The following is a 14,296-nucleotide window of genomic DNA, read 5'->3' as shown; positions in this document are numbered from 1 at the left end:
AATGGGGAAAGGTCGCATCAAACCCTTTGTTATGCCAATAGATAGAACCGGTGAAGACCGGCCATCCTTGTTTGTCGGCTGGATCGACGCCTTACCGGTCCCCGCCGCGCTTGTGCGGCCGCTGGCGCGCGGCAATTTTCGCCTGCACGCCAGCAACGCCGCGTTCGACCGGCTCGACCTGTCGCCGGCGGGTGTCGAGGCGCCGATCGAATTGCGCCGCGCGATCGAAAAGGCCGCGCAGCATATCGGCGGCGTCCACGAATTTTCCTGCCGCCTGGGCGAAGGCCCGGCGGCGCGCGACCTGCGCGGATCGATCGGCCCGCTATCGGACGAGAGCGGCGACGATTCGCTGTTCCTGCTGACCCTGATCGACCGGACGCAGGAAATGATGACCGAGCGCAATCTGCGCCGCGAACTTGTTTCCGACAGCCTGACCGGCCTGCCCAATCGCGCCGGGTTCGAGGAACTGGTCGAACAGCGCAGTACCGAGCAGGAAGCGGGCGATCATGCCATCCTGTTGCTCGACCTCGCGCGGTTTAGCCGCATCAACGAACATATCGGTCCGCTGGCCGGTGACGAGCTGATCATTACCGTGGCGCGGCGCCTGAAATCGAGCCTGCGCAGCGGCGACATATTGGCGCGCACCGGCGGCGACGAATTCGCCATCTCGACGCGCATCGCGGGCGGCAAGGCCGACGTCCGCGAAATGGCGCGCCGCATCCGTGGCTGCTTCGACCACCCCTTCCGCATCGGCGAGCTGAAGGTCAGCGTCGATTGCGCGCTCGGGTGCGCGATTCAATCCGCGCCCGACACCGATGTCGCCGACCAGATCCGCCACGCGCAGATCGCGCTCAAGCGGGCGAAGCAGACCGACCGCATCGAAATCTACGAACCCGAGGCGGCGCTGCTCGCCGACAATCGCTTCGGGCTCGAAACCGAATTACGCAACGCGATCGAGGAAGACCGCCTGCACCTCGACTTCCAGCCGCTCGTCGAACTGTCGACCGGCAAGGTTGCGGGCTTCGAGGCGCTGGCGCGCTGGAACAACAGCGCCGGCCGCGCGGTGTCGCCCACCGAATTCATCCCCGTTGCCGAGGATTCGGGACTGATCGTCCCGCTCGGCCAATGGGCGATCGCCAAGGCGGCCGAAACGCTCGCCGCGTGGGACCGCGAGAATGATGCCCCGGTCGACTGCTATATCTCGGTCAATGTCTCGGCGATCCAGCTCGTTCGTGACGATGTCGCGGCGGTGGTCCGCGAGGCGCTGGCGCGGCACGGCATCGGCGGCGACCGGCTGATGATCGAACTCACCGAAAGCGCGATCATCGGCGATCCCGACCTTGCGCTGTCGGTGCTGAGCGAACTCAAGGCGGTCGAGGCCCGGGTCGCGATGGACGATTTCGGTACCGGCTATTCGAACCTCGCCTATCTCCAGCGCCTGCCGCTTGACGTCCTCAAGATCGATCGCAGCTTCGTCGACCATATGGTCGAGGACCGCGACAAGGCGGCCATCGTCCGCACGATCCAGAGCCTTGCCGAAGTGCTGGGCATGCGCACCACGGCCGAGGGTGTGGAAACCGCCGACCAGGCCCGGCTGCTCTCGGCGCTCGGCTGCGATTTCGGTCAGGGTTATTTGTTCGCGCGGCCGATGGATGCCCGCGCGGCGATCGCCTATTGGCGTCAGTCGCTGCTCCGCCCGATCATCTGATCGACCAGTTCCGCGACGCGCGCGGCGTCCGGATAATCCTCCGTCACCCATTGCGCCTCGACGCCTTGCAGGATGCGCGCAACCTCCGGGCCCGCCGCGATGCCGCGTGCAACGATGTCGCCGCCGCGCACCGGAAGCTGCGGCACGGTCCAGCCGTCGAGCGCCGCGACCGCAGCCGCTGCATCGCTCTCATTCCCGCCGAGCAGCCGCGCGTCGCGCGCCGCCTCGATCCCGATGGCATGGGCAAGCTGACGCACCGGCCGCGCGTCATGGCGATACGCGCTGATCGCCGACAGATGCTTGCGTTGCCGCATCGACAGGCGCAGCCGGCTCGCGACCTGATCGGCGATACCGGCGTCGGCGGGCAACAGCGCGGCGAGCCGGCGCAGCGCCGCGGGCGCCGCCGCGGTCGCGCTTTCATTGGCGAGCAAGCGGTCGAGCGCTGCGGCGAACGTCGGATCGAGTTCGGGCAGGATCACCGCGAAGATGCCGTCGGCCGCCATCTGGCCGACGATTGCGCGCGGGTCGGGCAGCGACAGGATCTTGGTCAGCTCGTCGGCGATGCGCTCGCGCGACAGGCTCTTGAGCGATTGGCGCGCGGCAGTCACCGCGGCGTGGCTGACGGGTTCGAGGTCGCCGTCCCCGAAGCGCGCGGCAAAACGGTAGAAGCGCAGGATACGCAGATGATCCTCGGCGATCCGGGTCGCCGCATCGCCGATGAAGCGGACGCAGCCCGCCTGCAGGTCGGCAAGCCCGCCGAACCAGTCGTCGACCGCGCCGGTCAGCGGATCGGCATAGAGCGCGTTGATCGTGAAGTCGCGCCGTGCGGCATCCTCGCGCCAATCTTCGGCAAAGGCGATCGTAGCACGACGGCCGTCGGTTTCGACATCGCGGCGAAGCGTCGTGATCTCGTGATGATCGCCGCTCGCGATTGCGGTCACCGTGCCGTGCGCGATGCCGGTCGGAATGACCTTGATATCGGCCGCCTCGAGCCGCCGGGTCACCTCTTGCGGCAGCAGTGGGGTCGCAAGGTCGATGTCGGTGACGGGCAGGCCGAGCAGCGTATCGCGCACCGCCCCGCCGACGATCTTCACCGCATCGGCGCCGAGCGCGGCGACGATCCGGCGCAATCCGGCGCGGCCGCGCCACGCGGCGTCGGGCAGCATCGTTACCCCCATCTCAGCGATGCCAGCCGGGCGGCAGCCGCCGCGCCAGATTGATGATGATATCCGCCGTCACGCCCCAGATCCGCCGTCCCTGCCAATGCATGTCATAATAGCGGCGCACCTGTCCTTGCCAATGCGCCTGCTGGCGTTCGTAATTGGCGGGATCGAACAGGATGTCGAGCGGCACTTCGAACCAGTCCTCGACTTCGTCGGGATTGGGATCGAGCGGCAGGTCGGGCGGGATGACGCCGAGGACCGGGGTGATGTGATAGCCGCTGCCCGAACGATAGGCGTCGGTCGTCCCGGCGACCGCCACGTCGCGGCGGTGCAGGCCGATTTCCTCTTCGGCTTCGCGCAGCGCCGCATCGACCGCATCGGCGTCGCCGGGATCGATCTTGCCGCCCGGAAAGGCGACCTGTCCCGCATGGCTGCGCAGCCATTGCGGCCGCTGGGTCAGGATGACGCCGGGGTCGGGCCGGTCGGTGAAGGCGATCAGCACCGCCGCGTCGCGCAGCGAATCGCCGCGATGGAGCAGATAGCCCTCATCCTCGCCGTGATCGGGAAGCAGATTGTCGAGTGCATCGCGCAGCTTTGCCGAGAGCATCAGCGGTCCACCAGCGGAAAGCAGGCGCCGTTCGACCAGATGGCGGGCGGATCGCCGCCTTCGGCCAGCGCCATCTCGACAATCTCGTAATAGAGCGCGCGGTCGATGCGCGCCTCCAGCCCGTTGCCGATCGCGCCGCGCACATGGAGCCGCGGGTCGGGACGGTCGGGATCGCGCCCGAAGGACAGCGGATGATCGGCGCCCGCCATGACCAGATCGTCGGTGTCGAGACGAAACAGCAGCGTGCGCGCCGCGCCGTCGCCCTCGCTTTTCATCTCGACGGCGCGGAAGGCGGTATCCTCGACCGCAATCGCCAGTTTTTCGGCCGGGGTGACCAGGACATGGCCGCCATCGGGTTCGCGGCGCAGGATCGTCGAAAACAGCTTCACCATCGCCGGGCGGTTGATCCGGCCGCCTTCATGATACCAGCTGCCGTCGGCGCGGATTTCCATCGCGCTGTCGCCCGTGCGCGCCGGATGCCAGCTTTCGACCGGCGGCAGTTTGCGCGCCGCGAGCAATTCGGCGGCCTCGGCCGGCGAAAGCTGCGCGAAGGATTTGGGAAGCGAGGGCGCGGGGCTGACCATCAAACCGACATAGGAAGGTGGGTGGGCAAGTAAAGAGAGCAGTCGCGTGCGGGGTGCTGCGCCGCCGGGATAATGCGCCTTCTCGAGCGGTTCACCGCGGGCGATTCATCACCCAGCTGAACGCCATCGCATTGAAGATGGTGTAGAGGCCATAAAGCAGCATCGCGGTGAACCAGTTGCGCGTCGCGATCGCCATGGCCCCGACGAGGAGCAGGAATTCGAACACGTAGGTGATGTGCGGACCGACCTTGTCGGCGAGCGGCCGGACCATCTGCTGCACCAGCGGATCGTCGCTTTCCATGAAGGCGCGGTGCATCGCGAAATTGCCCACCCCGGCGCAGAAAATGGCGATGATCGCGATCCACATGCGCATCAAATGGGGCCTAATGGGTGGAAATGCCAGCGGCTTTGCGGTTAAGAGCGGCGGCACGGCTCTACGCCCGATCGGAAAACCGGTCCCGGGGCAATTACCCGGGGCATCCCCACAAGAAGGATCCCGTTCGATGAGACAGTTCGCGCCGCTGCCGGTTGCCATTCTCCTGACCGCTGTCGGCGCGCCGCCGGCGCATGCCGCCGTTGCCGGTCCGGCGCTGCCCGCCGCGACGGTGCCGGCGGTCATGGCGGCGATGGAGGTGCGGCCCTTGCCCTTGCCCGATCCGGTGCGCGCGATGATTTGCGCCGCGATCGACAGCGGCGAGCGCAAGGATGTGGAAACCGTGGTGGCGCTCGCCAAGGCGACCAATCCGCGATCGCTCGATGAAATCGACGCGATCCTCTCGGCCTGGCGCGCGCGAACCAAGCGGGAGCCCGAGCGTGATCCGGTCCTCCAGATGCTGGCCGCCGCCATGGCGAGCAAGAAAGACGGCGATGTAGAAGCGGTGGGGGCGCTTGCCAAAAAGACCAGCCCCGCACAGGTCGCCGACATCGATGCGCTGCTGGTCGATTATCGCGCCAAGCGCGCGGCCGAGAAGCAGGCGGCGGCCGATGCGGCGCGGGCGCGGCTGGCGAGCGCGAAATTCTGGCAGCACTGGAAGGGCGAGGGGCAGATCGGTGCCTCGCACAGTTCGGGCAATTCGAAATCGACCGGGCTCAGCGCCGGCATCGCGCTGGCGCGCAAGGGGCTGGACTGGGATCAGCGCTTCCGCGTTCAGGCCGATTATCAGCGCACCAATGGCAAGACGACGATCGAGAAATATCTTGCCGAATATGAACCGCAAATCCGCATGGGCGACCGTGCCTTTGCCTTTGGCCTGGGCCGGTGGGAGCGCGACCGGATGCAGGGGTTCGATGCGCGCTGGAGCGCGTCGGGCGGGCTTGGCTACAAGCTGATCGACGGCAAGACGATGACGCTCAATCTGAAGGCCGGCCCGGCATGGCGGCAGACCGAATTGGTGACCGGTGGCCACGAAAGTGAGTTGACCGGGCTCGCGGGGCTCGATTTCGGGTGGCAGATGTCGCCGAACCTGCGGCTGACCCAGGTCGCCTCGACGATCGTCGGCGATCGCACGACCACGACCAGTTCGCTGACCGCGCTCAATGCCAAGCTTTCGGGTGCGCTGTCGGCGCGGGTCTCCTATTCGGCCGACATCGACACCCATCCGCCGGCGGGGGTCAAGACCGTCGATACGCTCACCCGCTTCACGCTCGTTTACGGCTTTTAATCGAAGATTTCGGCGCCGCCGATCTCGCGGCCCGCTTCGAGCAGGCCGACGCCCGGGACATGGTTGAATTCGATGCGGATGCCGTCGGGGTCTTCAAAGAGGATCGAATAATAGCCTGGCGCCCACGGCTCCTCCTGCGGGCCGTGGACGAAGACGATGTCGCTGCGATCCTTCAAAAAGGCATAGAGGCGGTCGACGGCGTCCCGATCGCGCATCCGGAAACAGGCATGATGCAGCCCCGGCGCGCCCTGATCGAAGCGTTTGCCCGCATTTTCCGGGCTGCCGGTCCGGATGCCGATCGCGGTGCGGCCGCCGACGCCGTAAAGCATCGCGTCGCTGTCGAGCACGACCTTGAGCTCGAGATAGCCGATCAGGTCGCGCCAGAAAGCCGTCGACCGCGCGAAATCGCCGGCGGTCAGGATGACGTGCGCGACCCCGTTGAGATCGCCGGTCACTTGATCGCCGCGAGGGTGTAGAGAAACTCGGCGAAGCCCATCGTCGCATCGACCATGCCCGCGACCTTGGGATTGGTTGAATCGATCAGATAATATTCGTTCGGCGCGTGCGCGCCCGACCCGTGGCCGATGCCGAAATGGGCGGCGGGGATCGACACGGGCGGCGCGGTGAAGGTCGCGCCCGGCCAGCTTCCCGCCAGACGCGCGTTGATGTTCGCCTTGACGCTCAGCGCCTTGTAGGTGGCCAGTTCGGTACGGACGAGGCGGCTGTCCTCGGCGACTTCGGTCGGATCATAGCCGCCCGACACGTTCATTTCGACGTCGGTGAAGCCATGCTTGTCGAGGTGGGCGCGCAGCTTCTTTTCGGCCTCGGCGCGCGTCTGGTTGGGGACGAGGCGCAGGTCGAGCTTCGCGACCGCGCGGCCGGGCAGGATCGTCTTGCCGCCGGGACCGGTGTAGCCCGCGACCAACCCTTCGATATTGACCGTCGGTTCCTGCGCGAGGCGGATCAGCGCATCGTCATATTTGAGGTTGTCGATCCAGACATTGACGCCGAGCGCCTGCTTTTCGGCCGCCTCGTCGGCGCCCTTTGCTGCTTCGCGGATCAGCATCTTTTCGCGCTCGGTAAGCGGACGGACATTTTCGAACCAGCCCTCGATCGCCGGCGTATTGCCGTCGGGCGTGACCAGCGTCTGGAGCGCCTGCACCAACCGCCACGCTGGCGAATCGAGCATCGCCTTCAGGCTGGAATGAACGTCGCCCTTGGGGCCGCGGCCCCATTTTTCACCGCTGGCGATCAGTTCAAGTTCGATGATGCCCTTCGATCCCAGATTGACATCGACCGCGCCGGTCTTGTCCTGCGAGGCAAAGGGGATGAAAATGCCGTCGCATTTCTTGAGCGCGGCGAGCACGTTCGGTTTGGTCGCGACCTGGCGGAAATGCGGCGATCCGATTTCCTCCTCGCCCTCGCAGATCAGGACGATGTTGACGGGCAATTTCGCCTTGGCAGCGCGGATCGCGTGAAGCGCCGCGAGGAAGGTCGCCTCGGGCCCCTTCTGGTTCACCGCGCCGCGCCCGACGATCGACAGGCCAAAGCCCGGCTTGTCGACCATCTTGCCTTCGAGCGGCGGCGACGACCATTCGGCGGGATCGAACTGCTTCACATCATACATGAAATAGATGCCGAGCGTGCGCGGCGCGCCGACGTCGATGGTGCCGAACACCCCGGGCTGGCCGTCGGTCGGAACGATCTCGACATTCGAAAAGCCCGCGTCCTTCGCAAGGTCGGCCATATAGGCCGCGCCTTCGGCCATGTTGCGATTTTCCGCCGCGATCGAGGGCAGGGCGATCCAGTCGCGCAGCCGCTTGACCGACGCCTCCTTGCCCGCCTCGGCCGCCTTGCGGATCGCCGCCATCGGGCCGCTTGCAGCAAGCGTCGGCAGCGGCCGCATCATCATCGCACCCGCGCCCAGCATCGCGGTGCCGCGCAGCAATGCGCGGCGGTCCAATCGGTCAAGCTCCCGGAAATCCATCACGCGTCCCCTATGCTGTGTATGCCGTGCGGGAGTGTTCTTCAAATTGGAGGGGATGGCAAGGATGCACCGGCGAGATCCCGGTCTTTACCGGGATGACGATGCCAATATGTCGGTCATCCCGGCGAAGGCCGGGATCTCGCCGATGCGACAAGGCGCCTTCAGCTCAATATCGTATCGAACAGATCGGTCCAGGCGGGATTATTCTCGTTCACCAGCCGTCGCTTCCAATCGCGATGCCACACCTTCAAGGCCTTCTCGCGCGCGATCGCGTCAGCCATTGTTGCGTGGAACTCGGCGTGAACGAGCTTGTGAATATTGTAGCGTCGGCAATGCGCCGAGCCTTGTCCGTTGCGATGCTGCACCATGCGGGCGGCGATGTCGCCGGTTACACCGATATAGAATAAGTGGTTGCTGCGGTTGGTCAGGATGTAGGTGCAGGGCTGGCGCATGGCGCAGACCTATCCCACATCGTCATCCCGGCGAAGGCCGGGATCTCTCCGTTGCGGAGGTTTGGGGTCGTGAGGGCGAGACCCCGGCCTTCGCCGGGGTGACGGAGAAGGGAAGGTGAGGCCGCGGCCTTGAATGCGGTGGAGCAGTCGAGCTATCCGGATTTTGTTGCCCATCGAGATGATCCCTTTGTTTGTAGGATCTCCTCACTAGCAACACAGCTGGGGCCTGCTCCAAATAGTCAGGTGTTCGCACAGCGACTTGGCAGATCGCCTCACGCCTTCTCGAGCAGCCCTTCGTCCTTGATCCGCTTTTGCCAGATTTTCGGGGCGTTGACGTGGACATTCTGGCCTTCGCTGTCGACCGCGACGGTGACGGGGAAGTCCTTGACCTCGAATTCGTAGATCGCCTCCATGCCGAGGTCGGCGAAGCCGACGACCTTGCTGCCCTTGATCGCGCGCGCGACGAGATAGGCGGCGCCGCCGACTGCCATCAGATAGGCGCTCTTGTGCTTGGCGATCGCCTGCGTCGCGGCGGGGCCGCGTTCGGCCTTGCCGACGCAGGCGAGCAGGCCCTGTTCGAGCATCATGTCCATGAACTTGTCCATGCGCGTCGCGGTGGTGGGGCCGGCGGGGCCGACGATTTCCTCGCCCACCGGATCGACCGGGCCGACATAATAGATAACGCGGCCCTTGAACTCGACGGGCAGCTCTTCGCCCTTGGCGAGCATGTCGGCGATGCGCTTGTGCGCGGCGTCGCGGCCGGTGAGCATCTTGCCATTGAGGAGGATGCGGTCGCCCTGTTTCCAGCTCGCGACCACTTCGGGCGTCAGCGTGTCGAGGTCGATGCGTTTCGCTGCGCTGTCGGGCGCCCAGTCGATCTGCGGATAGTCGGCGAGCACTGGCTTTTCGAGATAGGCGGGGCCGCTGCCGTCGAGCGTGACATGCGCGTGGCGGGTCGCGGCGCAATTGGGGATCATGGCGACCGGTTTCGACGCGGCGTGCGTCGGCCAATCCTTGATCTTGATGTCGAGCACGGTGGCGAGGCCGCCAAGTCCCTGCGCGCCGATGCCGAGCGCGTTGACCTTTTCATAAAGCTCGATGCGCAGTTCCTCGGTCGGATTGCTCGGCCCGCGCGCGAGCAGTTCGGTCATGTCGATCGGGTCCATCAACGACTGCTTGGCGAGCAGCATCGCCTTTTCGGCAGTGCCGCCGATGCCGATGCCGAGCATGCCGGGCGGGCACCAGCCGGCGCCCATCTGGGGCACCATTTCGAGCACCCAGTCGACGATCGAGTCGCTGGGGTTCATCATCTTGAACTTCGACTTGTTCTCGCTGCCGCCGCCCTTCGCCGCGACGTCGATATGCACCTTGTCGCCGGGGACCATTTCGACATTCAGCACCGACGGCGTGTTGTCCTTGGTATTGACGCGGCTGAACGCCGGATCGGCGAGGATCGAGGCGCGCAGCTTGTTGTCGGGGTGGAGATAGGCGCGGCGGACGCCTTCATCGACGACCTGTTGCAGGCTGCGGGGCGAGTCGAGGCGGCAGTCCATGCCCCATTTGATGAACACGGTGACGATGCCGGTATCCTGACAGATCGGACGGTGTCCCTCGGCGCACATGCGACTGTTCGACAGGATCTGCGCCATCGCGTCCTTCGCAGCGGGCGACACCTCGCGCTCATAGGCGGCGCCCAAGGCGCGGATATAGTCCATCGGGTGAAAATAGCTGATGTACTGGAGCGCGTCGGCGACGGTTTCGATGAGGTCGTCTTCGCGGATGATGACGGTGTTCATGTGCAGCCCTTTGCCCGGTTTCGTGAGTCGCGGTTTCCCTAGACCCGCATCGCGGCAACGGAAAGGGGTCAGCGCCTGCGGCGCCCGAAACCGGTCGCGGGCGGGCTCGCCGGGTGGCGCGCGGACGGGCGGACGACGGGGCGAAGGGGTGGCGCGGTGAGTGCGACGACGAGCGGACGGCCCCGCATCATGCCGCGCCAGCAGGCGATGGCCGTGGTCCCGAGCAGCACGATCCAGCCGCCACCCGCGGCTGCGAGCAGCGTCCAGCCATAATGGGCGGGCAGGGCGATCGCCATCAGCGTGGGGACGCAGGCGACGATGACGAGTGTTCCCGCCAGGGTCCACCAGCGCCCGCCGAGCTGTGCGAGCGCAAGCCCGATCGCGACATTGGTCAGCGCCAGCAGCACGAATTTCGCGGCGACCGGATAGGACAGGCTGGCCATCGCGGGCGAATAATCGCCTGCAGTGAAGGCGGCCTGAATGTCGAACAGCAGCCAGTTTTCATACCCGTCGCAAAGCGCGGCCAGGATCGGCAGAGCGGCGGCGACGGCGAACAGGCGTAGCCCCGTCTCGCGTCCCAGAGCGATCAGGCCGCTGGCCAGGAATCCGGCGTAAAGCAGCATGTAGAGATAGTCGCGCTCGTTGCCGGTTCGCATTGCGGCGAGGCGCCCGACCTGCCGCGGGTCGCTATCGGGTCCGAAGATCGCGAGAAGATCGTCCTGCCCACCCGCGAACTCGAAGGCAAGCACCGGTGCGCCGTAGCCCGGCTCGGCGGCGAAGCTGTCTTGCGGGAAGGTTTGGCTCAGCCAAAGGCCGACCGTTATGGTGCCGAAACCGAGGAAAAGCGCCGCGAGCCACCAGCGTACCGCTGGCAGCGCGCCCTCATTCAACCTATTGGCACTCGGCGCATTTGCCGCGCACTTCGATCACCGGGCGCTCGGCAGCAAATCCGGTCGCGGCGGCGGCGGCGCGCACGCCGTCGGACAGCTTGTCATTATCGACATGGACGGCGTTGCCGCAGCTGTCGCAGATCAGGAAGATGCAGTCGTGCAGGCAGCCCGGATGGCTGTTGGCAACAAAGGCATTGGCGCTTTCGACCCGGCGGACGAGATTGTTGGCAACGAACAGGTCGAGGATGCGGTAGACGCTGTTGGGCGCGACCCGCTTGCCGCGTTTTTGCGAGACGATGTCGGCGATTTCATAGGCGCTCGCTGGCTTGCCAATTTCGGCGACCGCATCGAAAATCTGCGCGCGCATGTCGGTCCACGCTTCGCCGGCCTTTTCGAGCGCGTTCTGCGCCGCATTGGCGAGCGAGGCGCCGCTGGCCTCGATATGCGCATGTTCGTGCTTGCCCATAGGGATAATGTAGGCGCTTTGGAGGGCGCCCGCAAGCTGCGGGCAATGCGTATCAGTGCGCCGCGCGGCGATTGAGATCGTGCCCGAGCGCGACAACCGCGACCCCGATCATCGTCGCGAGCACTTCGCTGCCGTCATGCGGCCGCGACAGTGCGCCCGCCATCATGCCCAGCCCGAAGCTGCCGACCGCGAAAGGCATCATATAGCCGTGGCTGAGCACCCCGGCGACGAGCGTAACCAGCGCAAAGCCGATCGCAACGACCAGCCCGATCTCGTGAAAGGCAGGATGCAACAACGCGCCGCCGACCGAGGCGAGCGAGGCAAAGAAGATCGTGCTGGCAAGGCAGTGGACGAGGCACAGGCCCGACAGGCCGATGGCGAGCTGATCGCCCGTCAAAGCGGTCAGCGGCCGCGAATCGCGCGCAGCCCGAACCAGCGCACTAAGGCGCGTCAGAACAGGGGCATGGCTGGCGACGCGCGTCACCCGATTCTCCAAGGAAAGCAATTGCAGGCCTTGATATGGCATAACATGACAAAGGTTACAATGTCACATTATGACATTTCTATCCTTTCACTTCCCGTCACCCGCGTGAAGGCGGGGGTGAGAAGGGGCGGTTGTCATCCCCCCGCTTCGGCGCGCAAGGCCTTGCGGTCCAGCTTGCCGATCATCGTCTTGGGCAGATGATCGCGCACTTCGACGGCGCTCACGCGTTCATGCTTGCCAAGCTGCGGGTTGAGCCAGGCGGCGAGCGCGTCGCCCGAGACGTCATAACCCTCTTCCAGCGTGACGAAGGCCTTGGGATGTTCGCCGCGATAAGGATCGGGGACGCCGAGCACGATCGCTTCCTTCACCGCCGGGTGCTGGTAGAGTTTGTGCTCGATCTCGCTCGGATAGACCTTGAAGCCGCCGACCGCGATCATGTCCTTCAGCCGGTCGACGATGCGGATATAGCCGTCGGCGTCGATCGTCGCGACGTCGCCGGTGCGCAGCCAGCCGTCGGCGGTGAAGCTGTCCTGGTCGGCGTCGGGGCGGTTCCAGTAGCCGCGCATGATCTGCGGCCCTTTGACCGCCAGCTCGCCGGGCTCGCCCTCAGGCGCGTCCTTGGCAGGATCTTCCTTGTCGAGCAGGCGGATATGCGTCGCGGGGATCGGCTGGCCGATCGTTCCCGCCTTGACCGGACCTTCATAGGGGTTGGTCGCGACGACCCCGGCGCTTTCGGTGAGGCCATAGCCTTCGACGAGCGACGCGCCGGTCGCTGCAACGAATTTCTCGCGCAGTTCGGCGGGCATCGGCGCGCCCCCCGAGATGCAGACGCGCAAGCTGGAGAAATCGGTCTTGGCAAGGTCGGGATGGTCGAGCAGTGCCTGATACATGGTCGGTACGCCCGGCAGCGCCGTCGCCTTCGTCCGGGTGATCGTCTGCAGCGCCTGTTTCGCGTCGAAGCGCGGGAGCATCGCGATCATGCCGCCGTTCAACACCGTCCGGTTGAGGACGCAGGTGTTAGCGAAGACGTGGAAGAAGGGCAGCACGCCGAGGATGCGGTCGTCGGCGTCGCGGTCGGGGTCGATCGCATTGACCTGCCGCGCGTTGGCGGTCAGATTCTGGTGCGTCAGCATCGCGCCCTTCGGCGTGCCCGTCGTGCCGCCGGTATACTGGATCAGCGCGACATCGCCTTCCGGGTCGATGGCGACCGGATCGGGGCGCGCATCATTGTCGGTCAGCGCCGAAAAACGGATGATGCGCGGATCGTCGGGCACCGCCGCCGTCTCCTTGCGCCGGAACAGGCGGTAGAGGATCGACTTGGCGGCAGGAAGCCCGCCAGCGATCGAGCCGACGACCAGCCGCTTCAGGCTCGACCCCTCGAGCACCGCGAGCGCCGTCGGCAACAGTGCCGAGGCGCTGATCGTGAACAGCGTGTCGGTTCCCGAATCCTCCACCTGCGCCTCAAGTTCGGCGACAGTGTAGAGCGGCGAGAAATTGACCACGGTCGCACCCGCGGCGAGCGCGCCATAATAGGCGGCGACATAATGCGGGACATTGGGCAGGAACAGGCCGACCCGGCTGCCCTTGCCGAGGCCGCGCTGCTGCAGGCCGCGCGCGACGCGGGCGACCCCGTCCGCGACTTCGGCATAGCTGAAACGGCGCCCCATGAAGTCGAGCATCGGCGCCTCGCCGCGCCGCGCGACGCTGTCGGCGAGCATGGCGGGCAGCGAGAGCGGCGCGAACGACTGGTCCCAGGCGGCGGGGTGGCGATATTCGGTCGACCAGTCGTAGAGCGTGCCCATCGGGGGATGGCGTCCTTTCGGAAATGAGGCGGGATTTCCTTACACTAGGGTCAGTAAGCCGATATCGCAATCGGCAGCGCGCTTGCGGGCCGCCGCCGCGGCGGCTAGGCAGGGCCATCGTCTTTGCAGGGGGATTGTCATGTCGCAGCTTTCATCTCGGATCGTCGCGGTTCTTGCTGCTTTCGCCTGCATCGCCGCTACTCCGGCGACGGCAAAGGACAAAGCGCCTGCGCCGCGGCCGGCTCAGATCGACAAGCTCTATTCGTGCCGGGATGTCGCTGATCCGACGGAACGGCTTGCCTGCTTCGATCGCGAGGTCGCCGCGCTTTCGGTCGCCGATCAGGCGCGGGAGATCACCTTTGCGGACCGGGAAACGATCAAGAAGACGCGTCGCGGTCTCTTCGGCTTTACCCTCCCGGATTTCGGTATTTTCGGCGGCGATGACGAAGACAAGGTCGAAAGCGTCGAAACGACGGTCGTCTCCGCATCCGAAGCCAGTACAGGAGGCTATCGCATCGAAATGGCCGACGGGTCTGTCTGGGTTCAAATCGATGGCAAGAGGATGCCGCTGCGGCCGCGTCCGGGGCAAAAGATTGTTATCAAACCTGCGGCCTTGGGCGCCTATTTCCTCAGTCTCGAAGGCAGGCCGTCGGTTCGCGTCCGCCGAGAGCGCTAACACGCATAACCCCAAGCGGT

The 14,296-nt window shown here is 65.7% G+C and carries 15 protein-coding genes; 3 read left to right on the top strand and 12 right to left on the bottom strand.

Annotated features, from left to right (window positions below; all coding sequences use genetic code 11):
* Positions 1–67 precede the first annotated feature (67 nt).
* Positions 68–1,708, top strand: coding sequence for a putative bifunctional diguanylate cyclase/phosphodiesterase (locus STE01S_RS01435; protein ID WP_003042851.1), 1,641 nt, complete (start codon positions 68–70; stop codon positions 1,706–1,708).
* Here the strand turns inward: STE01S_RS01435 and STE01S_RS01430 are convergent.
* From STE01S_RS01430 to STE01S_RS01415, 4 genes are all read right to left on the bottom strand, one after another.
* The gene (locus tag STE01S_RS01430; RefSeq protein ID WP_082813195.1) at positions 1,681–2,874 is read right to left on the bottom strand and encodes a CCA tRNA nucleotidyltransferase; all 1,194 of its coding nucleotides are present in this window, start codon (positions 2,872–2,874) and stop codon (positions 1,681–1,683) included. The two genes, STE01S_RS01435 and STE01S_RS01430, sit on opposite strands and share 28 nt — an antisense overlap.
* Before the next feature lie 13 nt (positions 2,875–2,887).
* A complete protein-coding gene (locus tag STE01S_RS01425) occupies positions 2,888–3,478 on the bottom strand; it encodes a CoA pyrophosphatase (RefSeq protein ID WP_003042847.1) in 591 nt (196 codons plus the stop codon).
* On the bottom strand, positions 3,478–4,062 hold the full coding sequence (locus tag STE01S_RS01420) for a DUF1285 domain-containing protein (protein WP_003042845.1): 585 nt from the start codon (positions 4,060–4,062) through the stop codon (positions 3,478–3,480). Before STE01S_RS01420 ends, STE01S_RS01425 begins: the two co-directional genes overlap by 1 nt.
* Positions 4,063–4,153: 91 nt before the next feature.
* Positions 4,154–4,429 carry a hypothetical protein gene (locus STE01S_RS01415; RefSeq protein WP_040589778.1) on the bottom strand — a complete coding sequence of 92 codons (276 nt, stop codon included), beginning with the start codon at positions 4,427–4,429 and terminating at the stop codon, positions 4,154–4,156.
* 136 nt (positions 4,430–4,565) lie between these two features.
* Here STE01S_RS01415 and STE01S_RS01410 point away from each other — a divergent pair, with 136 nt between their 5' ends.
* Entirely contained in the window at positions 4,566–5,723 is a 1,158-nt protein-coding gene (locus STE01S_RS01410; protein WP_062764190.1) for a DUF481 domain-containing protein, read from the top strand.
* Here the strand turns inward: STE01S_RS01410 and STE01S_RS01405 are convergent.
* The 8 genes from STE01S_RS01405 to STE01S_RS01370 all read right to left on the bottom strand — a co-directional run bounded on the left by STE01S_RS01405 (position 5,720) and on the right by STE01S_RS01370 (position 13,600).
* The gene (locus STE01S_RS01405; RefSeq protein ID WP_062764188.1) at positions 5,720–6,178 is read right to left on the bottom strand and encodes a VOC family protein; all 459 of its coding nucleotides are present in this window, start codon (positions 6,176–6,178) and stop codon (positions 5,720–5,722) included. The genes STE01S_RS01410 and STE01S_RS01405 overlap by 4 nt on opposite strands.
* Positions 6,175–7,710, bottom strand: a complete 1,536-nt coding sequence (locus tag STE01S_RS01400) for a M20/M25/M40 family metallo-hydrolase (protein ID WP_062764186.1) — start codon at positions 7,708–7,710, stop codon at positions 6,175–6,177. The genes STE01S_RS01405 and STE01S_RS01400 overlap by 4 nt, the downstream gene beginning before the upstream one ends.
* Before the next feature lie 161 nt (positions 7,711–7,871).
* Positions 7,872–8,162, bottom strand: coding sequence for a GIY-YIG nuclease family protein (locus tag STE01S_RS01395; RefSeq protein WP_062764184.1), 291 nt, complete (start codon positions 8,160–8,162; stop codon positions 7,872–7,874).
* 272 nt (positions 8,163–8,434) lie between these two features.
* Entirely contained in the window at positions 8,435–9,958 is a 1,524-nt protein-coding gene (locus STE01S_RS01390; RefSeq protein WP_062764182.1) for a fumarate hydratase, read from the bottom strand.
* Between the two features lie 68 nt (positions 9,959–10,026).
* Positions 10,027–10,848 carry a hypothetical protein gene (locus STE01S_RS01385; RefSeq protein WP_062764180.1) on the bottom strand — a complete coding sequence of 274 codons (822 nt, stop codon included), beginning with the start codon at positions 10,846–10,848 and terminating at the stop codon, positions 10,027–10,029.
* A 1-nt stretch (position 10,849) separates the two neighbouring features.
* Positions 10,850–11,314: a Fur family transcriptional regulator gene (locus STE01S_RS01380; RefSeq protein ID WP_062764179.1), complete on the bottom strand. Its 465-nt coding sequence runs from the start codon at positions 11,312–11,314 to the stop codon at positions 10,850–10,852.
* A gap of 52 nt (positions 11,315–11,366) precedes the next feature.
* On the bottom strand, positions 11,367–11,798 hold the full coding sequence (locus STE01S_RS01375; protein ID WP_174531820.1) for a MerC domain-containing protein: 432 nt from the start codon (positions 11,796–11,798) through the stop codon (positions 11,367–11,369).
* Positions 11,799–11,932: 134 nt separating this feature from the next.
* Entirely contained in the window at positions 11,933–13,600 is a 1,668-nt protein-coding gene (locus tag STE01S_RS01370) for a long-chain-fatty-acid--CoA ligase (RefSeq protein WP_062764177.1), read from the bottom strand.
* 139 nt (positions 13,601–13,739) lie between these two features.
* Here STE01S_RS01370 and STE01S_RS01365 point away from each other — a divergent pair, with 139 nt between their 5' ends.
* The gene (locus tag STE01S_RS01365; protein WP_062764175.1) at positions 13,740–14,276 is read left to right on the top strand and encodes a hypothetical protein; all 537 of its coding nucleotides are present in this window, start codon (positions 13,740–13,742) and stop codon (positions 14,274–14,276) included.
* Positions 14,277–14,296 lie beyond the last annotated feature (20 nt).

It is taken from the genome of Sphingopyxis terrae subsp. terrae NBRC 15098 (assembly GCF_001598815.1).
Classification (GTDB): domain Bacteria; phylum Pseudomonadota; class Alphaproteobacteria; order Sphingomonadales; family Sphingomonadaceae; genus Sphingopyxis; species Sphingopyxis terrae.
The sequence above is the reverse complement of the archived record's forward strand: the minus strand, read 5'-3'. Positions and strand labels throughout refer to the sequence as shown.

Bases quoted from the DNA above. Each gene is read 5' to 3' on its own strand.
- STE01S_RS01430 (WP_082813195.1), bottom strand. From the start codon at position 2,874: ATGCTGCCCGACGCCGCGTGGCGCGGCCGCGCCGGATTGCGCCGGATC.
- STE01S_RS01425 (WP_003042847.1), bottom strand. From the start codon at position 3,478: ATGCTCTCGGCAAAGCTGCGCGATGCACTCGACAATCTGCTTCCCGAT.
- STE01S_RS01420 (WP_003042845.1), bottom strand. From the start codon at position 4,062: ATGGTCAGCCCCGCGCCCTCGCTTCCCAAATCCTTCGCGCAGCTTTCG.
- STE01S_RS01415 (WP_040589778.1), bottom strand. From the start codon at position 4,429: ATGTGGATCGCGATCATCGCCATTTTCTGCGCCGGGGTGGGCAATTTC.
- STE01S_RS01410 (WP_062764190.1), top strand. From the start codon at position 4,566: ATGAGACAGTTCGCGCCGCTGCCGGTTGCCATTCTCCTGACCGCTGTC.
- STE01S_RS01400 (WP_062764186.1), bottom strand. From the start codon at position 7,710: ATGGATTTCCGGGAGCTTGACCGATTGGACCGCCGCGCATTGCTGCGC.
- STE01S_RS01395 (WP_062764184.1), bottom strand. From the start codon at position 8,162: ATGCGCCAGCCCTGCACCTACATCCTGACCAACCGCAGCAACCACTTA.
- STE01S_RS01390 (WP_062764182.1), bottom strand. From the start codon at position 9,958: ATGAACACCGTCATCATCCGCGAAGACGACCTCATCGAAACCGTCGCC.
- STE01S_RS01380 (WP_062764179.1), bottom strand. From the start codon at position 11,314: ATGGGCAAGCACGAACATGCGCATATCGAGGCCAGCGGCGCCTCGCTC.
- STE01S_RS01370 (WP_062764177.1), bottom strand. From the start codon at position 13,600: ATGGGCACGCTCTACGACTGGTCGACCGAATATCGCCACCCCGCCGCC.
- STE01S_RS01365 (WP_062764175.1), top strand. From the start codon at position 13,740: ATGTCGCAGCTTTCATCTCGGATCGTCGCGGTTCTTGCTGCTTTCGCC.